We start from the raw sequence: 21,423 nt of genomic DNA, 5'->3' as shown, positions 1-21,423 counted from the left end.
GGCCTGGCTCCATGACTACAATCATCACCGAGGCCACACCTCACTCAAGGGTCAGCCACCAGCAAGCCGCGTCACTAGCCTCCGTGGGTAATACATCTAGGCGATCCCTTCGGAAGTCCATTCCGGGCGCACCGGCCCGTCCATCCACACCACGTCACGAGAACTAGCCATGGACCTCATGGGCGTGCCTCAGTTCGAATGATTCTTTCGTCAAGCGGCCAGCCTGGGTATCGACACGGATGACCTCCGGCGCTTTTACGACATCGTCAGCGACAGAACCTACAAACTGCGCTCGCCGATGAAGTTCCGGCCCCGGTGTCAGCCCCATTCGCGGTCTTAGCGCCGCGCAGCCTTCCTTGCGGCGTTCTTCAGCGCCTTGCGGGACACCGGCTTCAGGGCCTTTCGGGCGGCCTCTTCGGCGAGGGCACGGTGGCGTCGGGCATCGATCACATCATTCCAGAGCGCCGTGGCGAATGCCCCGCCGTCCTGGGCGTACACCTGATAGGGGTAGTCCGAAAAGGCGGCAGGCGGTGTCCCCGCGGGGAGCCCGGTGCCGGACGTCCGCGCTACGGCGTCGGCGATGGTCCAGGTCTCGGTCAGGTGGGGCGTGAGGTTATCCTGCACAAATATGTTGGCGTCGGGGGACTGCGCAGCCCGTTCCAGCAGGGACTCGAGCCGATCCGCCAGCAACGCGGAGGCTACATCCTGGAGCGGCGTTCCTTCGGCCGTGGCGGCGTCGAGACGGGCCTCCTGCTCCGCGACGGCATCCGCCCAGTCGCTGGTCTGGCGGAACTTCTGCCAGGTGGGAAACCATACGATCGCGCCAGTGGCGTGGTTGTGGATGTGCTGCAGGCCGCTGTTCTTCTCCGTGGCTGCGTGGTCATGTCCAGCGGCGTCGGCGTCAGCCAGCAGTTGGGACAAGGTGTTCGTGGGTGAAGAGCTCATCGTGGTGACTGGCTACTTTCCTCTAGGGGGCTTCGGTCCGTTCATCAGCACAACCTGCGGCGGGGACTGACTATTCCGTGCGGCGGTCGTGCCCTACTATGACGCCGTTCACCGGCTGACAGGCGCGGTTCAGGCGTTCGACGTCGTCCTCTGTCAGCCTGCGGGTCAACGTTGTGGTTCTTCAGCAGCCGCTCCACGCGTTCTCCTGTATCTGCTCCGCCGTTGTATCTGCTTCGCTGTGTTCGGCGTCTGCTGCTCCGAAGCTACACCGCTGGCAGCATGCGACGACTCCGGCTGGTACGGTCGGGCTGGAGCTGCATACGCTGCAGCGGGAACAGGAAGGGCATCTCAAGGGCGTGAAGCGGTCCAAGGGAGTGTCATCTGTAGCGTCGTGGAGCCATACTGGTTGAATGATGACCGACGGCGGATCCGGGGCTGCGGGCGGGAAGCGGCCCGCGCCGGGCATGAGCCCGTTCCCTCCGATCGCAGACTACGCGTTCCTGTCCGACTGTGAGGCCAACTGCCTTATCGCCCCGAGCGGGCAGGTGGAGTGGATGTGCCTGCCGCGTCACGATTCACCGAGTGCGTTTTCCACCATGCTTGACCGGGCCGCGGGCGGTTTCAAGGTGGCTCCGTACGGCGTCCGGGAGCCCACTGCCCGCCGCTATCTCCCCGGCAGCCTGATCCTGGAGACCACCTGGCAGACCAGGACGGGCTGGATGATCGTGAGGGATGCCCTGGTGATGGGTCCGTGGCACCACACCGACGAGAGAGCCGGCCGGTACCGCCGCCCGCCGACGAACTACGAGGCCGAGCACTGCCTGCTGCGCACCGTCCGGTGCGTCAACGGTGCGGTTGAGCTGTCCGTGCTGTGCGAGCCGGTCTTCGACTACGGCCGGCGCCGGGCGCGGTGGGAGTTCTCCAGTCCCGGATACGGAGAGGCCGTGACCGTCAGCGGCGATGAGGGGGATCCGGTGCTGCGTCTGACCACCGACCGACGGCTGGGCATCGAGGACTCCATCGCGGTCATTCGCAGCCGGATGACCGAGGGCGAGGAGGCGTTCATCGCGCTCTCCTGGACATCGCTGCCTCCACCGAGGACATGGGAGGAAGCCACCCAGAAGCAGTGGCAGACCACCGAGTTCTGGCGGCAGTGGATCACGGTGGGGGAGTTCCCGGACCATCCGTGGCGGGAGGACCTGCAACGCAGCGCCCTGACGTTGAAAGGGCTCACATATGCGCCGACCGGAGCGCTGATCGCCGCGCCCACCACGTCGCTGCCCGAGACGCCCGGGGGAGAGCGGAACTGGGACTACCGGTACACGTGGGTGCGAGACTCCACCTTCGCGCTGTGGGCCCTTTATACCCTCGGCCTGGACCGGGAGGCCGATGACTTCTTCTCCTTCATCCGCGACGTTGCCGCCGAGGACGACCTGCAGCTCATGTACGGCGTCGGCGGCGAAAGGGACCTGCCCGAGTCCATGGTTGAGGGCCTCGGCGGCTACGACGGGGCCCGCCCCGTCCGGATCGGTAACGCGGCGGTCCACCAGCGGCAGCTCGACGTCTGGGGCACGATGCTGGACTCCGTTTACCTCCACTCCAAATCCCGTGACCAGCTTCCCGGGCCGTTATGGCCCGTCCTGCTCCGCCAGGTCGAGCAGGCCGCCTCGCACTGGCGGGACACCGATCACGGCATCTGGGAGGTCCGTGGCGAACCGCAGCACTTCACCTCCTCCAAGCTCATGTGCTGGGTCGCCCTGGATCGCGGCGCCCGGTTGGCGCGGCTGCACGGCCAGACCGATTACGCCCGGAAATGGGACACAATCGCGGAGGAGATCCACGAGGACATCTGCCGCAACGGTCTCGACGATCGCGGAGTGTTCGTCCAGTCCTACGGCACCACGAACCTCGATGCCTCGCTGCTCCTTGTCCCGCTCGTCCGGTTCCTGCCCGCCAATGATCCACGCGTGCGTGCCACGGTCTTGGCCATCGCCGATGAACTCACCTGGCACGGACTCGTCCTGCGCTACCGCCCCGAGCAGACCGACGACGGACTCTCCGGCGCTGAGGGGACCTTCACCATGTGTTCGTTTTGGCTCGTCTCAGCCCTCGTTGAGATCGGAGAAGTGACCCGCGCTAAAGCACTGTGTGAACGCCTGCTATCCCACGCCAGTCCACTGGGGCTCTACGCCGAGGAGCTTGATCCGGTGAATGGCCGTCACCTCGGCAACTTCCCGCAGGCCTTCACCCACTTGGCCCTCATTAACGCGCTCATGCACCTCATTCGCGCGGAAGAATCGGACCGTGCGAGGCAATTCTCCCCGGCTCACCGCAACAAGTAGATGTCTCTGACCGGTCATAGCCGGCGAGCTCCTCGGCGACACCCTTGGTCATGGTCTTGATGTAGTCGTCGGCTTCCGAGTCCCGGCCGCGTGGCGATACGGCACGGCGCACACAGCATCGGCCGGGCACACAGGGTGGCCTGTGTGCCCGGCCGTGTACCGGATCCGCCCGCTGGCGGATCCGGAGGTGGCTTACGCCGCCAGCGGCATCGAATCATGGCGGGCCTCGACGACGAGCGACTGCCCGTCGACCGAGACGGCCACCTGGCCGCCAGACTGAAGGTCCGACGCCAGGAATAGATCCGCGATCCGGTCGTCGAGCTCGCGCTGGATCACGCGGCGCATCGGCCGGGCTCCGTATTCGGGCTCGTAGCCGCGTTCGGCGATCCAGTCGACAGCCGTTTCGCTGACCTCGAGAGTGATGCCCTGGGACTGCAGGCGGGCTTCCGTCTGGTTCAGCATCAGCCGAACGATCCGGCGCAGCTGCGCCTGGTCCAGCTTGCGGAACAGGACGATCTCGTCGATCCGGTTGAGGAACTCCGGCCGCATCGTCTCGCGCAGCCGGCCCAGCACCCGGTCCCGCAGCGCCTTCTCTGAACCGAAGCCGTTGCCGTCGTCGGCCTTGGAGACAAAGCCCATCGCGCCGCCCTTGCTGGCCAGGAACTCCGAGCCGAGGTTGGAGGTCATGATGATCACGGTGTTGCGGAAGTCCACCATGCGGCCCTGTCCGTCGGTGAGCCGCCCGTCGTCGAGCACCTGGAGCAGTAGGTTGAACACATCCGGGTGGGCCTTCTCCACTTCGTCGAGCAACACTACGGAGTACGGGTTACGACGGACGCGTTCGGTCAACTGCCCGGCTTCGCCGTAGCCGACATAGCCGGGAGGGGCTCCGACCAGCCGGCTTACGGTGTGCCGTTCGCCGAACTCGCTCATGTCGAAGCGCACCATTGCATTCTCATCCCCGAACAACGACCCGGCCAGCGCCTTGGCGAGTTCGGTCTTGCCCACACCCGTCGGGCCGAGGAACAGGAAGCTGCCGACAGGCCTGTCCGCGTCCCCCATGCCGGTGCGACTACGCCGGACCGCCTTCGCGATCAGCGTCACGGCGTCGTCCTGCCCGACGATCCGCTGATGCAGTTCCTCCTCGAGCCTGGACAGGCGTTCCCTGTCGTCTTCTGTGAGCCGGCTGGCTGGGATTCCGGTGGACCGGGAGATGACCCCTGCGATATCCGCGTCGCTGACGACGGACTCGGCGCCTTCGGAAGACTCAGGTGCACTGGAAATCGCGGCGGAGAGCTTCCCGTGCACTGCTTCGATCTCATCCCGCAGCCGCGAGGCCTCTTCATAGCTTTCCGTGGCGACGGCGTCGTTCTTGGACATTTCCAGGGTTGCGAGCTGCTCGCGAAGAACAGCCACGTCGGTCTGTGAGCCGAGTTTGATGCTCAGCCGCGCACCTGCCTGGTCGATGAGGTCGATGGCCTTGTCGGGCAGGAAACGGTCCGTCACGTAGCGTGCGGAGAGTTCGACGGCGGCGCGGATCGCCTCGTCGGTGTAGCGGACGCCGTGGTGTTCCTCGTACCGTCCGCGCAGGCCGTCGAGGATCTGTACGGCGTCCTCTATGCTCGGTTCGCCGACCTGTACGGGCTGGAAGCGGCGTTCCAGTGCCGCGTCCTTCTCCACCTTTCGGTATTCGTTCAGGGTGGTGGCGCCGACGAGGTGAAGTTCACCACGGGCCAGGCGCGGCTTCAGGATGTTTCCTGCGTCCATGCCGCCTTCCCCCCCGCCGCCGGCTCCGACGACCGTGTGAAGTTCGTCGATGAACAGGATGATTTCCCCGGCGTGTGAACCGACTTCGTCCATCGCCTTGGTCAGGCGCTCCTCGAAGTCACCGCGGTACCGCGTTCCGGCCAACATGGCCGGCAGATCCAGGGCAATGACGCGCTTGCCGCGGAGCTGCTCGGGCACGGCGCCTGCGATGATCGCCTGGGCCAGCCCTTCGATGATCGCGGTCTTGCCCACGCCGGCTTCCCCGACTAGGACAGGGTTGTTCTTGGTGCGCCGGGCCAGGATCTCGATCGTCTGCTCGATCTCGGCGCTCCGGCCGATCACCGGGTCCAGGCTGCCTTCGCGGGCATGTGCAGTGAGGTCGCTGCCGTAGGTGTCAAGAGTCGGGGTGTCAGACCCGGCGGCAGCTGCCTGCGACAGTCCGGGGTCCCCGCCGGTCGGCGTGGCCCCAGCGCGAGCGGACTGCTCGCGCGGTCCGGACTGCAGGGACTCCGGCGTCACCCCGGCCGCGGCGAGCACCTGCCCCGCCGGGGCCTCCTGGTTGACGACCAGCGCGAAGAACACGTGTTCGGGATCGATGTAGGTTGAACCGAATGCCCGGGCAACCTGGTAGGCGTCGAGCAGGGCTCGCTGGGCCGACGGCGTCAGGGCCAGCGTCGCTTCCGCCCTGACGGTTGCCTGCTCCGGGAGACGCTCCTCGGCCGCCGTGGCGATGGCAGCAGGTTCCGCGCCTGCGTGGCGGATGTAGTCGGCGGCCGGTTCCCTCTCGACCATGACACGCAGGATGTGCAGCGCGTCCACATGGATGTGACCGTGCTGCGCGGCGAACTCTGCGGCACGCGCGAGCACGTCATGGGTGCGCCGGCTCAGCAGCCGGGTGATGTCCATCGGGTGCCCGGGGCCGGCCGCGCGCTGGCCCTGCAGGTAACGGGCAAGAAATTCGTCGAACGAGCCGTGGCCGGACTCTGCCGGGCCAAAAAATTCAGCCATGAAACCTCCGTAAGAGAGTTGAGTGTACTTGACTCAACGTTGGGAAAACGGATTTATTCCCGGGTGCAGCAGTGGGCAGGGCACGGACCCGGGTGCGGGCCCGGGGGAATCGGGGCCCCGGTGCCTGGACGCTGCCCAGGCCCAGGGAGAACCCCGAGAGAGAGACCACTTCTGGTCATCGTCCCCGTGGGGAACGGCAGCCCTCCTGACCGGCACTCTCTCGGCGGGGTCTTCGGACTAGAACATGCCTAGTAGGCCTTCTCCACTTGGGTCCTGATTCCAAGGCCTGGTGGTGCAGCCGGCTTTTCAGGCATGCTGAAGATCGTCCAGCGTCCAGGCCAGAACGAGTAGGTCCGAACGTGACAGAGTCATCAGGCCGTAAGTGAAGGCGTCCTGACCCCTCCTGTTTCGGGAGTCCTTTCCGATACCGCGAGCACAGACGATGGCGAACACCGGCTCAGCCAACCTGCCTGACCCTGGCTTTGCGTTGTCTGTGTCCGACCTTTTCCCTTGCATCCCGTCGGGGCTGGACCATTGTGCGTATCTACTGCGGGAACGGCCTTCCGGGATAATCTCCAGCCCGGCGCCGGCGCCGGCGCCGGTTCTTCCTCACCGCCGCCTGAGAAGCGCACTAACGGTGGCTTGCGGTCTCGCTCATCTCTGCATAGTCCCACCATGACACGCTGGACACTAGGGTAATTATTCCTCCTGCTCCGGAGGAGTGGGCCTCTGGGCCCCCAACTCGCTCCGCCGCGCGTCCCGCGTGTCAGGGGAGGGGACTGGCAGAAGCCTCCTTAGGCTCCCAAAGCAGGCCCAGGGTACGTTCCCTGGCATCCAATAGGCCGTCAGCGGGCTCCCTGTTGCGTTCGGCGGCGGCGGTTCACGGTGTCGGAGACTGCTACGCCTATGAGGGGAAGAACGGCCCCAATAGCGGCAACGAAGGCCGGGAGGAGAAAGCTCAAATTTGCCAGCAGCACCAAGGCTCCGATGCCGGCGAGATCAGATGGTTGGCGTTGGCCCAGTACCTGTCGAATAAAAAAGCCCCGGCCGGCAAGGAAGAGAGCCGGCCCACCAAAAAGAAACAGAACGGTGGCCAGATCGGGGCGGGCGGCCGGATCGCTGATCACGAGCTGATCACCAACCGCCACCAGGATCAGGCCTGCCAGTAAAATGACCAAGGTGTTGCCCGCCAGAATGCCGGGCCGGAACTGATCATCGACAGAAGCAAGCTTTTCCAGAATTTCCTGTTCGAGGCCATGGAAGTAGCACCACCAGATCGCGACGCTTCCGGCCAAACTTACGGTCCCGGTCAGAAATATCAAGGGGTCCTCCAGATTGCCTGCAATCGCCAGACCGGTTGAAAGGATCGTCTCGCCGAGCGCGATCAGGTAGAACAACCCGAACCGCTCAAAGATCCTCTCTCCCGTGAGCGGGACCCGGCTTCCTTCGGTTTTACGGCCCGGCAACCGGTGGGCCAGCATATGGCCGCCCAGATCGATCGCGGCAGCGACACTCCAGAAGATCAAACGCGGCCCCGGAGCGAAGAAGACGCCGGCAATCCAAAACGGGGCGCTCAAACACCCCCAGATCAGTGTGCGCACGAAATGGTCGTGGGTGGTCCGGTCAAGTCCGACAGTGAGCATCCACGCACCCCGGCCCAGCTGGGCCAGGAGATAGCTCGCAGCAAAGAGCCATCCGAAGTCACCAAACGCTGAGCCGATTGAGGCGTTCATGAACAGTGTGACAAGCATGACGATCAGCAGCATCCACTGCACCTCAAGCCGCGAAGTGTCCAGCAATGTAGCCGACCAGGTCGTGTACACCCACACCTTATAGACCGCAAGAAGAAGCACAAATGTTTCACCGGCCCCCACCCATGAGGGATACTCCAGCAAATGGTGGGACAGCTGCGATAGCGCGAAGACAAAGACCAGATCGAAAAATAGCTCAAGGCGCGTGACCCGGTCTTCGGAGGTTGCGGAACGCATCAGCGACGTGGCACGGAACATCAGGGGCCTCCACTGGGCTAGGAGCGGACGGACGCCCCCTCCTGTTGTCGAAAAGACTGACGACGGTCAGCAGAGAAGTCAAGGGGAAACTCGCCGGGAGTCCTCGACAATCACGAGTTCCAGCTCGTCGTCCGTATCCTTGAGCCGTTCCTTGACCCCGGCGGCACGTCGGATGGCGTGCCGGAGTAGACCACATTCGCCTCGATGAACTTGCCCATCCCGGCGCTGCGGTTCTCCCGGTGCGTCACCAAGTCCGAGGCCAGCGCGGCGATCCGCTGACGCGAGGGCTTGAGCTGGTCGAAGACCGGGCCCAAGCCCTCGCAGCGCGGGGTTTAGCTAGCCAGTCCAACTTCCGGGGACCAGTTCAGTGTGGACGTAGCCCCTTCTTGACCCGACAGGCGAAAGTCTCCCACCCCGGTACCGTTAGACGGCCGATGTTAGCGAACGAGGTTTAGCGCCGCGTTGACGATGGATGCTTCGTCGATGCCGTGGATCCGGTAGGCGTCCTGGAGATCAGAGGACTGGCCGAAGTCCTCTACTCCCAGGGAGACTGTGCGGTCGCCTCGGGCTCCGGCGAGGAAGGACAAGGTGTGGGGGTGTCCGTCCTGGATCGTGACGAGGGGCGCGGGGGCGTGTCGTGGAAAGAGGCCGTCGATGATGTCGAATCCAATCGCCCTGGTTCCTTGATTCAGCGAGTTGCGGCGCTGGAGGGATTCAAAGACCAGGTCAGGGCTGGTGAGGCAGACGACACCGGCCATGATGCCAAGTGCCTTAAGCCGCGCTGCCGAGGCGATGACTTCGGGCATCATTGCCCCGACGCCGACTAGAGTGACCCTATCCTCGACCGGGTCGTGGTCGCTCAGCCGGTAACCGCCGGCCACCGCGTGCCTGCGGCGACGCTCCAGCAGCACCGTGTCCGTCGGCATGGCAGCCAGGGACTGATCCAGTGGACGGGTGGTGAGCCGGAAGTAGGCCGAGCGTCCTCCGGGAATGCCGATCCGGCTCATGGCTTCGAGCATGCACCACTCCAGGTCCTGGGCGAAGGCCGGCTCCCAGGCTGTGCACTCCGGTTGTTCCAATCCGATGGACGGGGTGGTGAGGGACTGGTGGGCGCCGCCTTCCGGTGCCAGAGTCACCCCTGACGGCGTCCCGATCAGTATGGACTGGCCGCCGGCGTACATGCCGAAGGACCACGGTTCGAGGGCGCGGGCCACGAACGGGTCGTAGATGGTGGCGATGGGAATCAGCGGCTGGCCCCAGCGGCTCCAGGTCGTTCCGAGTTCGGAGACGAGGCCCACGAGGTTGGTTTCGGCGATGCCGAGTTCGATGTGTTGGCCGTGGGAGTTTTCAATCCAGCGGAGGACCCGTTCAACGTCGTCCGCGAACCAGTCCTGGCGTTCACCGACGGACCATACTCCGGTTTTGTTGATCCAGCCGCCGAGGTTGGTGGAGGAGGCAACGTCGGGGCTGCAGGTGACGACACGGTGGGCCACCTCGGGCGCTGCCCGTTTGAGGTCCGACAGGAACCGTCCCAGTGCGGCTTGCGTGGAAATTCTGTCGCCGTAGCCCCATGGCAGGGAAGCCGGGATCAAGAGGGACGGGGCCAGTGCGGGTTGCTGGCGCTTGAGCCGGAGGGATGTCCGGGCGCAGGCCCGTTCTTCGACGGTGCCCGGCTGGAATTTGCGCCATGGATCGTCAAGGTCCATCCCTGAGGCCTCCGCGAGCGTCTCCATCTGACCTTTGGTCAAGAGTGCTGAGTGGTTGTTCGGGTGTCCCTCGGTGGCAAGTCCGCGGCCCTTGATCGTGTAGGCAAAGATGACGGTGGGCCTGGTGGGGTCGACTTGCCCGTAGGTGTCCAGCAGCAGCCCGATGTCGTGTCCGCCAAGATCACGTACCGCCGCAGCCTGTTCCCCTGCGGTGAGCGAACCGAGCAGGGTTTCCATGGCCGGGGTCGATCCGTTGGCGCACAGGCGGCCGAAGATTTCCGAGTCGGGGGAGCGGAGCACTCGCTGGTATTCCTCGTTAGGCATGGTCTCCAGCCGGCGCTGTAGATCCGCACCGCCGGAACGGGTGAAGAGTTCCTGCACACGGGTTCCCCACTTCCGGGTTAGGACCTGCCAGCCGGCGGCTTCAAACATGCCCTGCAGGCGCGTGATCTGCGAGTCGGGTACCACCCGGTCCAATGACTGCCGGTTCAAATCAACGATCCAGAGCAATTCGCCGAGTTGCGCCACGGTGGGGTCGGCAACAGCTTCCCAGATGGCGCCTTCGTCCAGTTCGGCGTCGCCCAGAAGTCCGATAAAGCGACCGGATTTGCGGGATCCAGCGTACCTGTCGCTGACGAACCGGTGTGACATGGCTGCCCAGATGGTGGCCGTGGCTCCGATTCCCACGCTCCCGGTGGAAAAGTCCACAGTGTCAGGGTCCTTTGATCGGCTGGGGTAGCTCTGCAGGCCGCCCTTCTGCCGAAGGGTGCTGAGTTTGTTCTCGTCCAAGTCGCCCAGGAGGTAGTTGATCGCGTGCAGGACAGGGGAGGCGTGGGGCTTGACTGACACACGGTCCGCCTCGGTCAGTTCGGAGAACCAGAGGGAGGTCATAATTTCCACCATGGAGGAGCTGGAGGCTTGATGTCCGCCAACTTTGATGCCGCTGGTGTTAGGGCGTCCGCGGTTGGCGGCATCCACGATTGCGGCGGCGGTCCAGCGCACCCGCTGGGCGATACCCTCCAGGACTGCTGTCCCGGACGCTGCATCCTCAGAGTCCGCGGGACCCGGGTGCGCTGCTGTGGTCTGAAAATCTTCCACCCTCATGATGGTCTCCCGGACAAGTAAGAGTTCCGCGCCGAATCTTGGTCCTTCGGTGATGGATAGGGGACACGGTCTGCAGTTTCCGATGGATTGTGTTCTCCGGCCGGACGGACGGACCGGTGGGGGTCGTCTGTGGGTGGTGCAACGATGGGTTTGGTGACGACAGCCTGTATGCGCCCTCCTATGACGGCTGAAAGCCATCCCAGGCAGGCCCCGATGATGAGGGCAATGATGGTGGGCCAAAAAGACAGTTGTGTTCCGAAGAACACGGCTGTCCCGGCGAAGGCGCCGGGGATGAAGGACAGTGGTGCCCATCCGGCCTGGAGGCACATGGCCAGTGCGGCAAAAGCCACGCCAACGGCGAGCACTCCGGGGAATTGCACCCCACTGGTCAGTAGCGCTACTAGCCACCCGTAGATGACGCCGGACAGGTTGGCCGCCAACCCCTTGGAAAATCCTGCCCTGCCTCCTCCCGCGGCGAAAAAGCATGCCCATGCGACGAACGCCACCCACGTGATGAGGCCAAGTTCCACGCTTACCTGCGTCCAGATTCCTGCAAGTACGCCGACGGATATACCCACGCCTATGTATAGTCTCATTTCGATTCTCTCTATTTTGTTGATGCGTCGAGCCCTCCGACTGTTCGTCAGGGCACCAGGATGGCCCGGCCGCGCACTTTGCCCGCTTCGAGGTCGCTGATCGCCTGTCGGAAGTCGTCGAGGGCGTACTTCTGGGTATGAAGAGTGACGGCACCCCGCGCCGCCAAGGCCATCAGGTCCTGGAGGTCGTTGTAGGAGCCGACGAGGTTGCCGATGATGTTGATCTCGGCCGAGACGATGTCGATGGTAGGGACGTCGATGTTCTCGCCGTAGCCCACCACGTAGTAATCCCCGGCCTGGCGCAGCATGGCGAGGCCTTGGGCGGTCGCGCCACCTTCGCCAACGAAGTCGATGAGTGCCTCCGCTCCATGACCGCCGGTGAGGGCAAGGACCTGCTCGACCTGTGACCCGTCAGCCAGGACACCCTCATGGGCCCCGATCTTCTTGGCCAGGTCCAAGGCGGCAGGGTTACGGTCTACAACGATGATGCGGGCCGGTGTTAGCGCTGTGAGGACTTGGATTCCGATGTGCCCGAGCCCTCCGGCGCCGATGACAACGCATGTGTCCCTTGCAGTCAGCCGCTTGGCCGCCTTAGCGGCCGCGTGATAGGCGGTAAGGCCGGCGTCGGCCAGGGCCGCGACGTCGGCGGGTTCCAGGGAGTCGTCGATTTTTACGACGGAGCGGGCGGATGTCAGGAGGTATTCGGCGTATCCGCCGCTGGTGTCAATACCAGGGAACTTGCTCTGCTCGCAGTGCACGTCGTCCCCGGAACGGCAGGCACGGCACAGACCGCACGTGATGAGGGGGTGCAGGATGACTTTGTCGCCTTCCTTGACATTGGTAACTGCGCTACCGACTGCGTGCACCCATCCGGCGTTCTCGTGGCCGATGGTGTACGGCAGGTGGACCTGCGATTTTTCCGCCCACTGGCCCTCGAGAATGTGTAGGTCCGTGCGGCAAACCCCGGCTCCCCCGATTCTGACGACGACATCAAAGGGGCCGGTGACTTGGGGGGTAGGCACTTCTGCCATTTTCAGGCCCTCGTGGTAGCCGACAACCTGGACAGCTCGCATGGTGCTCATGGGTGAATCTCCTTGACTATTAGCGGAAGTAGTTCGTGGTGGTCTGCGGCCTCAGCGCCATCGGGCCGCGGGCTCTGGTCCGTGCCGGAGCCTTCATAGCGTGTGCGCAACAGACCCCGGCAGAAATGCGCGTTCCCGTCAATGGAAATGCGGGTCGAGCGGGCCCGGCGCAGCGCCAACGGAACTGCATCGGGGGGATAAGGGTGCCCTTCGTGGTTAACCAGGACAGTCGCATCGGCCGCTTCGGGCAAGCCAAGCGCTGCCCGTCGGCGCAGCAGCGCTTCCTTGTTCCTTCCAGCCGGAAGGTTCCAGAGACGAATGGTTCCCACCTCCGTTTCCACGAGACTTGCGTTGGCGCGCAGGAGATCAGTGAGGCATCGCTCCATTGCAGCAGTGTGGGCCTTGCGACGGAACGTCCACCGCAGCTCGTCCAGACTGTCCTCAGCCTCGTGCAGGAACGTGCCGCGGTACCCTGCGTCCGCGGCCAGCCCGGCGTTGATGACGTCGGAGTCGTGGTGATCGTCCAGCTCGACGACCACCTGCGCGACGGCCGGCAGCGCCGAGATCACGTCCTTGCTGTCGGACGCCATCAGGTAGGCGAAATTGGGCGAGCAGAAGGAGGTGGGCAGGCGCAGGTGAACTTCCACCCGTGCACCACCGACACCGGCCTGGACCTCAAGGGAACGAACGAAGCCAAGATCAGTGATCGGTTCGTCCAGTTCCGGGTCGAACACCGAGTCCAAGGCACTGCGGATGTCCTCCTCGGTCACATCCCAGCGGGTTTCAGCTGCAGGATCGAGGTGTAGAGCTGTCATTGGACGCCCGCCAGGTCGGCGCGTTCGGGCTGTCGCGGTCCTGTCTTTGTCTCGTCCGCATCGGGAAGCTGAAGCTCTGCAGGCACCGGGATGTCGTACATCTTCGCAGCGTTGAGTCCCAGGATCTTCTTCTTCTGGGCAGTGGTGAGCGGGGCATATTCGGTCATGTCTGCCGGGATCTGGAAGTCAACGAACCGCTCAATCAGCCAGCGGGGTGTCCAGATGGCGTAGTCACTGGAGAACTGGATCCGGTCCTCTCCGATCCAATAAATGAGCTCGCCGATGATCTGGGCGAAGTACCGCGGCCGCGTGTGCATGAAGGGCATCGCGACGGCCAGGCCGCCATGGACATTGGGCTCCTGGGTGGCGATCCAGCAAAAGTCTTCCAGCCGGGGCAGACCGACGTGCTCGACCACAAAGTTTAGATCGGTGAAGTCTGAGGCGGCGTGGTCGACGTCGGCGACGTCGAAAGCGTCCCGGTCCAGCGGGCGGACAGTAGGACCCTTGTGGATGTGGATGTTCTTGATGCCGAGTTTGCGGCACTCCTCGAAATACCGGTAGGACCAGGGGTCCGAGAGCTTGTACCCACGGGATTCACCGTGCCACTCGGCGGTGTAGAGCTTCACTCCTTTGAAGCCCATCTTTTCGTGATCGGCGCGCAGCCGGTCAAGGCCTGCCTCACCATCGCGGGGGTCATAACAGTGGTTGTACGTGAGCTTGTCCGGATTCGCCGCGGCAAGGCCGTATGCCTCCTCCACCTGTGCGAATCCGTTCTTGTAGAACGCGCCGAGATAGGCCGGCTGAAAGATCGCGTGGTCGACGTAGCCGTCCTCGAACAGATCCTTCATGAGGCGCTCGCCGCCCTGGTAGAGGAATTCCTCGTAGGACCACTGTTCCGCGTCGGGAGAGAGGTTGCGGTGGTAGTCGTAGAAGCAATCGATGAACTGCTTACCAGGGATATTCCGCTGGTTTTCCGGGCGGGCGTCCCACAATGCGATGTGGGCATCGACAATGAAGTAGTTTTCGCCGTCTTTGCTGTACATGTCCGGTCTCCTTCTGGCGACTGCCGTAGTCGCGACATCATCGAGACTATGCTGGTGGAACAGCTGTCAACATGTGGCGTGTGTCTCATTTTGAGACGGTTCTCTTCCGACTGGGATCGCGAGACCAAGTAACCTCGAAGTATGGAGACGAGGAGGACGGCGATGATGCCGAACAAGGACGAGGGGACTTTCAGCCTGGCGCACGATTACGCCGGCCAGCTCGCCACTCCTGACAAACGCCTCGTCGCTTCCTGGCAGCGGAGCGAGGAATACGGCGTTTCCGCCGAAGTAGTGGATCCGATGTGGGCTGGCTCCGGAGGGACTGACTCCCTGTTTTTCCAGTGCGGTCAGGAAGTGCTCACCGGCCTCTACAGCACTCTGGCGAACGAACCCCTGAGCCTTATGCTCACCGATGCCAACGGTTTGCTCCTCAACCGCTTCAGCGGAGACACCTCCCTCTTGCGGGCGCTCGACAAGGTCCATCTGGCGCCAGGGTTCGCATTCTCCGAAAGGGAGGCCGGAACCAACGGCATGGGATTAGCACTGGCGGACCGCGTCCCGACCCTTGTCCGCGCTGAAGAACACTACAGTGCCAGCCTCCGGACTTACACCTGCGCGGCAGTCCCTGTCTTCGATCCGGTCAGCGGATTGCTGGAAGGGAGCGTCAACATCACCACATGGTCCCGCTCATCCCCGCAACTGCTCCTGGCGTTGGCAGAATCAGCTGCGGGAAACACCTCGGCCCTGATGCTCGCAAGGTCACAGGGCCGCAAAGGAAAGCCCGGACCGAAGGGCGGCGTCTTCCGCATCCAGAGAGGCAAACTCGAGCCGGCAGCCGGAACGGTGCGGAAAATGTCGTCAGCTTGGACAAACGCCCTCGATCAGGCGACTCAGGCCCTGGCGGCCGGACGGGTTGTTGCCGCCGTAGGCGAGCAGGGTACGGGGCGCGCAACTCTGCTGGCACAGGCCTTGCGGAAAATTCAGCCCGGGAGCCGGATCATCTCGGCGGCCGCCCCCGCCCCCGGCGACGTCGACGCCTGGCTGTCCTTGTGGGCCCCCGAACTGGCCAAACCAGCAACCGCTGTCATAGTCGAAAACGTAGACCTGCTGCCCGCGTGGGCAGCACAAGAACTCCACGCCCAAGCCCACCGCGCAGTTCGGTCACTTCCCCTCTCCCAGAGCGGGAGCGCGCCAACGCTCGCGTGGGCCGTTACAGCTGCGAGGCACGACGGCATCCCGCAACCCCTGGCAGGCATGGTCGATACGGTGATTTCTGTTCCCGCTCTGCGGGAACGCGGCGAGGATGTCCTGCACCTGGCCAGATACGCCGCCCGCCAAACCCGCCTGCGGGAAATCAACTTCACCGGCGCCGCAGAAAAAGCACTGATTGCCCATAGCTGGCCGGACAACATTGACGAGCTTTTCACCGTCATCCACGCCGCCGCTGTCCAGACAGAGACCATCGACGTCAGCCATCTGCCTGCCTACCTTCTGGGCGGGGGGAGCAGCCTGCACCTGAGTCGGATTGAGGCCGTGGAACGCGACGAGATCGTCCGCTGTCTCTCCAAGCACGGGGCTACAGTAAGCGGGGCGGCAGCAGAACTGGGCATCAGCAGGGCGACCATCTACCGCCGCATGGCCAGGCTGGGGATCACAATCCCGAAGTAGGCAGACACGGCACGGACTCCTGGGACCGCCTCATAAGTTGTGCACCGTGTCATCCCGAGAGAAGGCTGTCCTTCTACCAACCTCGACACCACTGTCCAACTAAGAATGGCGCTGCCCTCGAGAGGGCGGCGTCATATGGTTAGCTTCGCGAAACCACTGCAAGCAAACGGCTAGCCACGCGCCCACCTCGAGCGAGAGCCACGCGCAGGGGCATTCAGCACAGGCACAGGACACGCAGTCCACCTAGGACTAGAGCATCAAAACGATCCCGCGTTAGACGGCCATTTTGGTTCCAAGAATTTTGAACATCGTGGGGCCTTTCGCGCTGTCTGGTAGCCGCGATCCTCCGGGTATGTTCTTATTTAGTGTTTTCAGCCACTGCCCGATCGCGGCTGCTCCTTGGTTCGGGCCACGGGCCCGTTGATGCCTGCCGCACGGTCACCGGACGCATGTCCAGTGCTGTCCGGCGGGGATTCCGTCTTGGACCTAGCCGCGCGCTGTCGGCGGCGGAATCCGAAGTGCCTATCGGAAGGGATAGGTGAGGATTCCTTGGCTGTAGCGGGGATCTTTGAAAACGAAAGACCCCACGGGAACGGTCCAAGGGCGTTTCGGACGTGGGTACCCTGACGAAAACGTAGTCAATGGCGCCTGCCGGCGCGGAGTTGCTCTTCGAGGACAGATGCATCCACGGGTTTTCCGAGCAGGAATCCCTGTGCGCGTTCGCAGCCCATGGCACGCAGTGCGTCCAGCTGTTCTGGTGTTTCAACACCCTCGGCGACAACGCGCAGTCCCATCCCGTGGCCAAGTCCGACAATACCGGCGACGAAACCGGAGGATCCGCCCTCCGCGAGCCGTGAGGTGAACGACCTGTCGATCTTGACTTCCGTGACCGGGAGCCGGTGCAGCTGGGCCAGGGAGGAAAATCCGGTGCCGAAGTCATCGATCGAAATTGCAACACCGGCGGACCGCAGGTCGCGCAGGTTGTCGTCGTTCACCGTTGATTCGGACATTGCCTGAGACTCGGTGACTTCCAGGGTGAGCGCTGCTGCCGGCAACCCGGTCCGAGCCAGGGTATCGCGGACAAACGCCGGGAATCCCGTGCTACCGAGCTGGACTGCCGACACGTTGACAGCAATTTCGATCGGATATCCAGCAGCCCGCCAATGGGCGCCGGCGCGGCAGGCCTGGGTGATTACATGGGCGCCGACTTCAGCGATCAGATTGCTGTCCTCGGCTAAGGGAATGAACTCCCCAGGTGACAGCAGGCCAAGTTCGGGATGGTGCCATCGGACGAGAGCCTCAGCGGCGACGATGGCATGTGTTGCCACGTCGATTTGGGGCTGGAACTGCACCCGCAGTTCGCCGCGGGCTGCAGCGCCGCGCAGGTCCGTTTCGAGCCGGAGATAGTCCTTGCGCTGCACTCCCGGGGGCGTTTGGCCGCGGGCCCGCGCCTTGGACTGATACATCTCGAAATCCGCTTTCTCTAGGAGCAGGCGGGCTGATTCGGACTGTGAATCAGTCCCCTCGCCCGGGAGGGGACCGCTGACACTCGTTCCGATGGCGACATCAACAAAGACTTTCCTGCCCAAAAGCTCGACGGGCTCGGCAAGGCTGGTCCGGACCCTGGCGGCTACGTGGTCAGCTTCCAACGGGTTTTGGATGCCGGGCAGGAGTATGACGAACTCGTCGCCGCTGTAGCGGGCGACCGTGTCACTGTCGCGCACAGCGATTCTGAGCCGGGCGGCGACGTGGCGGAGAACGCTGTCACCGGCGGCGTGGCCGAGGCTATCGTTGATCCGCTTTAGCCGGTTAACATCGCAGAAGAGCAGACCCACCCGACGTCCATTCGGACCGGCCTGAGCCAGTGCAGTTTCCAGACGGTTCTCCAGCAGCGCCCTGTTGGGGAGCCCGGTCAGCGGGTCATGCAAAGCCTGCCTGCGGGCGTCCTCTAGCAGCCGAATCTTCTCCAGGGACACCGCGGCCAGACCTGCCAGCCCGCCCAGGCGTTCGGTGAGGGCGCCCTCCAGACTTCCCGGAGACTGCTCCACCCAGTGCGCGAGCACGACTCCTGTGAGCTGGTTCCCGGCCATGATCGGTACTGCTGCAAGGGCCGTGATGGCGAAGTCGGCGAGCATTTTCCGAGCCCACGCCGAGCTCTTCCCGTCCAGCAGGAGCGGAACGCCGCTGGTGAGCAACTCGGAAAGCTCCGGGCTGTCCTGTGGGGTGGTCTGAAAATTGGCGACTTGGTCCGCCAGATCGCCGTGCCAGCCGCTCATCCCGGCGATCCTGAGGTGACCTTCTTCGTGATCCCAGAGCGCAATCGCGGAGCGGTCGGCCCCCGAAAGAGCAGGCACCGCCTTGGCGATCGAACCGGCGAGTGCCTGCACCGTGGAATGCTGTGCCAGCGCGCGTGAGACGTCGAGCAGCAGCTGCGCCGTTTCGCCGTGTTCCCGGGCTTCGGCGACCACCCCGGCAATGTCGAGACTGATGGCGGCGTGCCGTGCGTAAGCGGCCAGGGCTTCGGTATCTCCTGGAAAGAATTCCTGCCCCTTATGTGCCACCGCCGCCAGAACACCATAGAAATGCTTCGAAGAGGCGACAGGAACGCTCAGCACCGGCAACCCCGCCAGGGCGCCGGAGCCCCTGGACAGAGTTACTCCGTCGTCTTCGAGCTCGGCCGCCAGCACGGAGCCCGTACCGCGAATCCGTACATGGCGTCCTCCCGCCGGGAGTCGGACGGCCAACATATGTCCTGGCGCGTGCACGGCGCTGTCCGCGCGCACCAAAACCCGGTCGAGCACCTCCTCCAGAGGCGCGGTGCTGACCAGATCCGAAGCTGCCCCCTCCAGCGTGCGTAGCCGGTGCTCAGCGGTTGATCGCCGTCCGGTCGACGGTTTCTCCGCCTTGAGCTTGCCCAGCAGGAAGCGCAGACGCTGAAGCGGCGGTGCGGTCCATGTCACGTCGTAGATGCACTCCGGGCCGCCGTCGAATTGGCAGGTCGTGCCATGCTCCACGCGTGCCGGCGCTAATCCAAAGAGCACAGGTATTTGGGCGAGGAAGCCGACGTTGTAGTCGCAGTCCACTCGGCTGGGACTGTGGGGCGGGAGCACCTTCCGAGTAAGCGATGCCGAGCTTTGCCCTGCCCAGTCGCACGTGAATACGGCGGCGGAATCAAGACGGGTGGCAAACTGGGAAATCCCGCGGTACGCGGCTGCGGGAGATCCGGTTGCCCTGCCCAGCCTTCGCAAAGGCTCGATTGCAGGATCCCGGAAAGACGCCGGGCCCAGACGGAGCCCGATCCGGGGATCGGCAAGCTCGGCCGCGGCGGACTCGAAGAGCCGAAGCTTGTCAGGGTAGGAAATCCTTCCCCCCACGCTCACCAGCTGCACCGCCTGCTCACGCAGCCCCGCCCGCTCCAGGACACGATCAACACCCTCCGCGCCGACCTCCTCGGCCACGACGTGCAGCAAGACCCGCGTCGTCACCGTTGACGTACCGGGCACCACACGGGTGATTACAGGCATGAAAATGACACCTCAGACAGATAGTTGGGCAGGATAATTCAGAAAGCCACGGCAGATTCAGGCCACAGCACGGGCACGTCGGCACATGAAGCTGATCGCGTGCAGGGGCGGCAACTTGCCTCAACGGGGACTGGGTCCGGCAGACAACGAGACGTTGGCTCTGGGCCGCCTAGGCCGGGGAAAGTGAATTTTAGATGCGTTGCCCGAGGGCGCGACAGGGCAGTGCTAGGGAATCGTGAGCATACCGTGGCCCTTTGCTGTTCGGCGGCCCGGCTGACCTCGTGGGTCCCGTGGCTTTGCGTCGCCGGCTCGCACCGGGTTTGCCTTTATCGTCGAGCGGATGCTCAATCGAGCGAAATGCTAGCAAATGAACGCCGGCTAATCTTGTGGGACACACCGTGGGCCCGCCACGGACCCCCGTGGATGTCGGGCAAAACGACTGCGCCAGTCGGCAGCTGACGGGTTTGGCGGTTTTTGGCTGATTCCACTGAGGAGGGTTGGCCGTGCGGCCTCGACGACGTCGTCCGTGATCGAGTTTAGCTCGTTGACTTTGAGACCCTTTCGATCTGGGTGAAGAGCCGGCCCATGAGTCGGAAGTTGCCGAGGCTGAGCCTGGCAACGGCTGCGTGGCTTGGGCATCAGTGAGGTGTTCCGGGACGGGGTCTTGCCGAGTTTGGCCCCCGGCGTTCCAGGAGGAAGGGCCGCTATTCCTGGGCGGGCGGGCAGTGGAGGCGACCGGCTGGGACAGACTAGAGTTGACGGAATCATGGCCAGTCAGCAGAACGATCTGCCCGCCCTGCCTCGCACCTTTCGGTTCACCACGCAGGGCATCGCGCCCGTCAGCCGCGTCCGGTTGTGGGAAAGCCACAACGCCAAGGCCCTGATTTCGCTCGATATCCGGACCATCGATGAGTCCCCGCTTCACGCTGCCGAAGTGAATCTCCAGTTCCCGTCCCTGCGCCTGGCCCAAGTACAGGGAACGGCCCAGATTGTGGAGCGTTCGGAATCGTTCATCCGGCAGAACCCCACCGATGTGGTGGCTATCTTTTTCGCCCTCGCCGGCGATGCGTTCTTTTACCACCGCGGCGGCCACGAGTCCCTGAAGCCCGGCCAAGCCATCATGTACGACGCGGACCTACCGTTCATGCGCGGCTTCGCCGAGGGGCTTCATGAATTGGTCCTCACCGTTCCCCGGCCCCTTTTCCGGGAGCTGTCCGGCGGAACAGCCCTGAACCGTCCAGTGCGCTTCGATTTCGGAACCGGCGCCGGGCCCCAGGCGCAGCAGCTCGCCCGGATGATCCGCGCGGCGCTGGCGTCCGAGCAGCCAGCCGATGACGTCGAGGACACCGTCCTGGAACTGTTTCGCTCGGTCGCCTCGGGAGGCATCGCCGGCAGTGATGCGGGCTATTTGGCAGCCGCGAAAGGGTACATCGAACGGCACCTCGGCGATCCTGCACTTTCGACGGCGGAGGTGTCTGCCGCCGTCGGCATCAGTGAGCGGCAGTTGGGACGTGCGTTCGCGGCCGCCGGCCTCACGCCAGGCCGCTACGTGCTGGGGCTGCGACTGGATCACGGCCGGGCTCTTCTCGCATCACCTGCTGCGGAGGGATTGGGCGTCGGTGAGATCGCCGCCAGGGTCGGCTTCTTGTCGCAGAACTATTTCGCCCGCACCTTCAAAGAACGGTTCAACGCCACGCCGCTGCAGACGCGCAAGGCGGCCAGGGCAGGCGTCCCGCTGGAGTAGTCCGCGGCAACAGGAACGGTTTGTTTTAGGACAGCGCCGACGCTTTTTAGCACCCGCCGGACCTATCAGC

Annotated in this window: 12 protein-coding genes and 1 riboswitch; of the genes, 3 read left to right on the top strand and 9 right to left on the bottom strand. The window is 64.1% G+C overall.

Features of this window, described 5'->3' with window-relative positions; genetic code table 11:
• Positions 1-336: 336 nt before the first annotated feature.
• Positions 337-945, bottom strand: coding sequence for a hypothetical protein (locus J2W14_RS20245; RefSeq protein ID WP_307465893.1), 609 nt, complete (start codon positions 943-945; stop codon positions 337-339).
• Positions 946-1,355: 410 nt separating this feature from the next.
• On the opposite strand from J2W14_RS20245, the gene J2W14_RS20240 reads away from it, so the two are divergent.
• Positions 1,356-3,287 carry a glycoside hydrolase family 15 protein gene (locus J2W14_RS20240; RefSeq protein ID WP_307465892.1) on the top strand — a complete coding sequence of 644 codons (1,932 nt, stop codon included), beginning with the start codon at positions 1,356-1,358 and terminating at the stop codon, positions 3,285-3,287.
• Between the two features lie 192 nt (positions 3,288-3,479).
• On the opposite strand, the gene J2W14_RS20235 is transcribed toward J2W14_RS20240, so the two are convergent.
• From J2W14_RS20235 to J2W14_RS20210, 7 genes are all read right to left on the bottom strand, one after another.
• Positions 3,480-6,062: an ATP-dependent Clp protease ATP-binding subunit gene (locus J2W14_RS20235; protein ID WP_307465890.1), complete on the bottom strand. Its 2,583-nt coding sequence runs from the start codon at positions 6,060-6,062 to the stop codon at positions 3,480-3,482.
• A gap of 845 nt (positions 6,063-6,907) precedes the next feature.
• Positions 6,908-8,071: a low temperature requirement protein A gene (locus J2W14_RS20230; protein ID WP_307465888.1), complete on the bottom strand. Its 1,164-nt coding sequence runs from the start codon at positions 8,069-8,071 to the stop codon at positions 6,908-6,910.
• A gap of 437 nt (positions 8,072-8,508) precedes the next feature.
• Positions 8,509-10,881: a transketolase-like TK C-terminal-containing protein gene (locus J2W14_RS20225; RefSeq protein ID WP_307465886.1), complete on the bottom strand. Its 2,373-nt coding sequence runs from the start codon at positions 10,879-10,881 to the stop codon at positions 8,509-8,511.
• Positions 10,878-11,477: a DUF1097 domain-containing protein gene (locus J2W14_RS21260; protein WP_370871362.1), complete on the bottom strand. Its 600-nt coding sequence runs from the start codon at positions 11,475-11,477 to the stop codon at positions 10,878-10,880. Before J2W14_RS21260 ends, J2W14_RS20225 begins: the two co-directional genes overlap by 4 nt.
• Before the next feature lie 47 nt (positions 11,478-11,524).
• The gene (locus J2W14_RS20220) at positions 11,525-12,559 is read right to left on the bottom strand and encodes an NAD(P)-dependent alcohol dehydrogenase (RefSeq protein ID WP_307465885.1); all 1,035 of its coding nucleotides are present in this window, start codon (positions 12,557-12,559) and stop codon (positions 11,525-11,527) included.
• A complete protein-coding gene (locus J2W14_RS20215) occupies positions 12,556-13,329 on the bottom strand; it encodes a metal-sulfur cluster assembly factor (protein WP_307465883.1) in 774 nt (257 codons plus the stop codon). Before J2W14_RS20215 ends, J2W14_RS20220 begins: the two co-directional genes overlap by 4 nt.
• A gap of 41 nt (positions 13,330-13,370) precedes the next feature.
• A complete protein-coding gene (locus tag J2W14_RS20210) occupies positions 13,371-14,417 on the bottom strand; it encodes an amidohydrolase family protein (RefSeq protein ID WP_307465881.1) in 1,047 nt (348 codons plus the stop codon).
• A 162-nt stretch (positions 14,418-14,579) separates the two neighbouring features.
• On the opposite strand from J2W14_RS20210, the gene J2W14_RS20205 reads away from it, so the two are divergent.
• Complete coding sequence (locus J2W14_RS20205) at positions 14,580-16,085, top strand: helix-turn-helix domain-containing protein (RefSeq protein ID WP_307465880.1); 1,506 nt, start codon at positions 14,580-14,582, stop codon at positions 16,083-16,085.
• A 638-nt stretch (positions 16,086-16,723) separates the two neighbouring features.
• On the opposite strand, the gene J2W14_RS20200 is transcribed toward J2W14_RS20205, so the two are convergent.
• Positions 16,724-19,543, bottom strand: coding sequence for an EAL domain-containing protein (locus tag J2W14_RS20200; protein ID WP_307465878.1), 2,820 nt, complete (start codon positions 19,541-19,543; stop codon positions 16,724-16,726).
• A 326-nt stretch (positions 19,544-19,869) separates the two neighbouring features.
• Positions 19,870-19,944, bottom strand: a riboswitch (cyclic di-GMP riboswitch).
• Between the two features lie 296 nt (positions 19,945-20,240).
• On the opposite strand from J2W14_RS20200, the gene J2W14_RS20195 reads away from it, so the two are divergent.
• Complete coding sequence (locus J2W14_RS20195; protein WP_307465876.1) at positions 20,241-21,353, top strand: AraC family transcriptional regulator; 1,113 nt, start codon at positions 20,241-20,243, stop codon at positions 21,351-21,353.
• Positions 21,354-21,423 lie beyond the last annotated feature (70 nt).

The sequence above is a fragment of the Pseudarthrobacter oxydans genome (assembly GCF_030812335.1).
Lineage (GTDB): Bacteria > Actinomycetota > Actinomycetes > Actinomycetales > Micrococcaceae > Arthrobacter > Arthrobacter oxydans_B.
The sequence above is the reverse complement of the archived record's forward strand: the minus strand, read 5'-3'. Positions and strand labels throughout refer to the sequence as shown.

Coding starts and splice junctions, on each gene's coding strand:
- J2W14_RS20245 (WP_307465893.1), bottom strand. CDS start 945: ATGAGCTCTTCACCCACGAACACCTTGTCCCAACTGCTGGCTGACGCC.
- J2W14_RS20240 (WP_307465892.1), top strand. CDS start 1,356: ATGATGACCGACGGCGGATCCGGGGCTGCGGGCGGGAAGCGGCCCGCG.
- J2W14_RS20235 (WP_307465890.1), bottom strand. CDS start 6,062: ATGGCTGAATTTTTTGGCCCGGCAGAGTCCGGCCACGGCTCGTTCGAC.
- J2W14_RS20230 (WP_307465888.1), bottom strand. CDS start 8,071: ATGTTCCGTGCCACGTCGCTGATGCGTTCCGCAACCTCCGAAGACCGG.
- J2W14_RS20225 (WP_307465886.1), bottom strand. CDS start 10,881: ATGAGGGTGGAAGATTTTCAGACCACAGCAGCGCACCCGGGTCCCGCG.
- J2W14_RS21260 (WP_370871362.1), bottom strand. CDS start 11,477: ATGAGACTATACATAGGCGTGGGTATATCCGTCGGCGTACTTGCAGGA.
- J2W14_RS20220 (WP_307465885.1), bottom strand. CDS start 12,559: ATGAGCACCATGCGAGCTGTCCAGGTTGTCGGCTACCACGAGGGCCTG.
- J2W14_RS20210 (WP_307465881.1), bottom strand. CDS start 14,417: ATGTACAGCAAAGACGGCGAAAACTACTTCATTGTCGATGCCCACATC.
- J2W14_RS20205 (WP_307465880.1), top strand. CDS start 14,580: ATGATGCCGAACAAGGACGAGGGGACTTTCAGCCTGGCGCACGATTAC.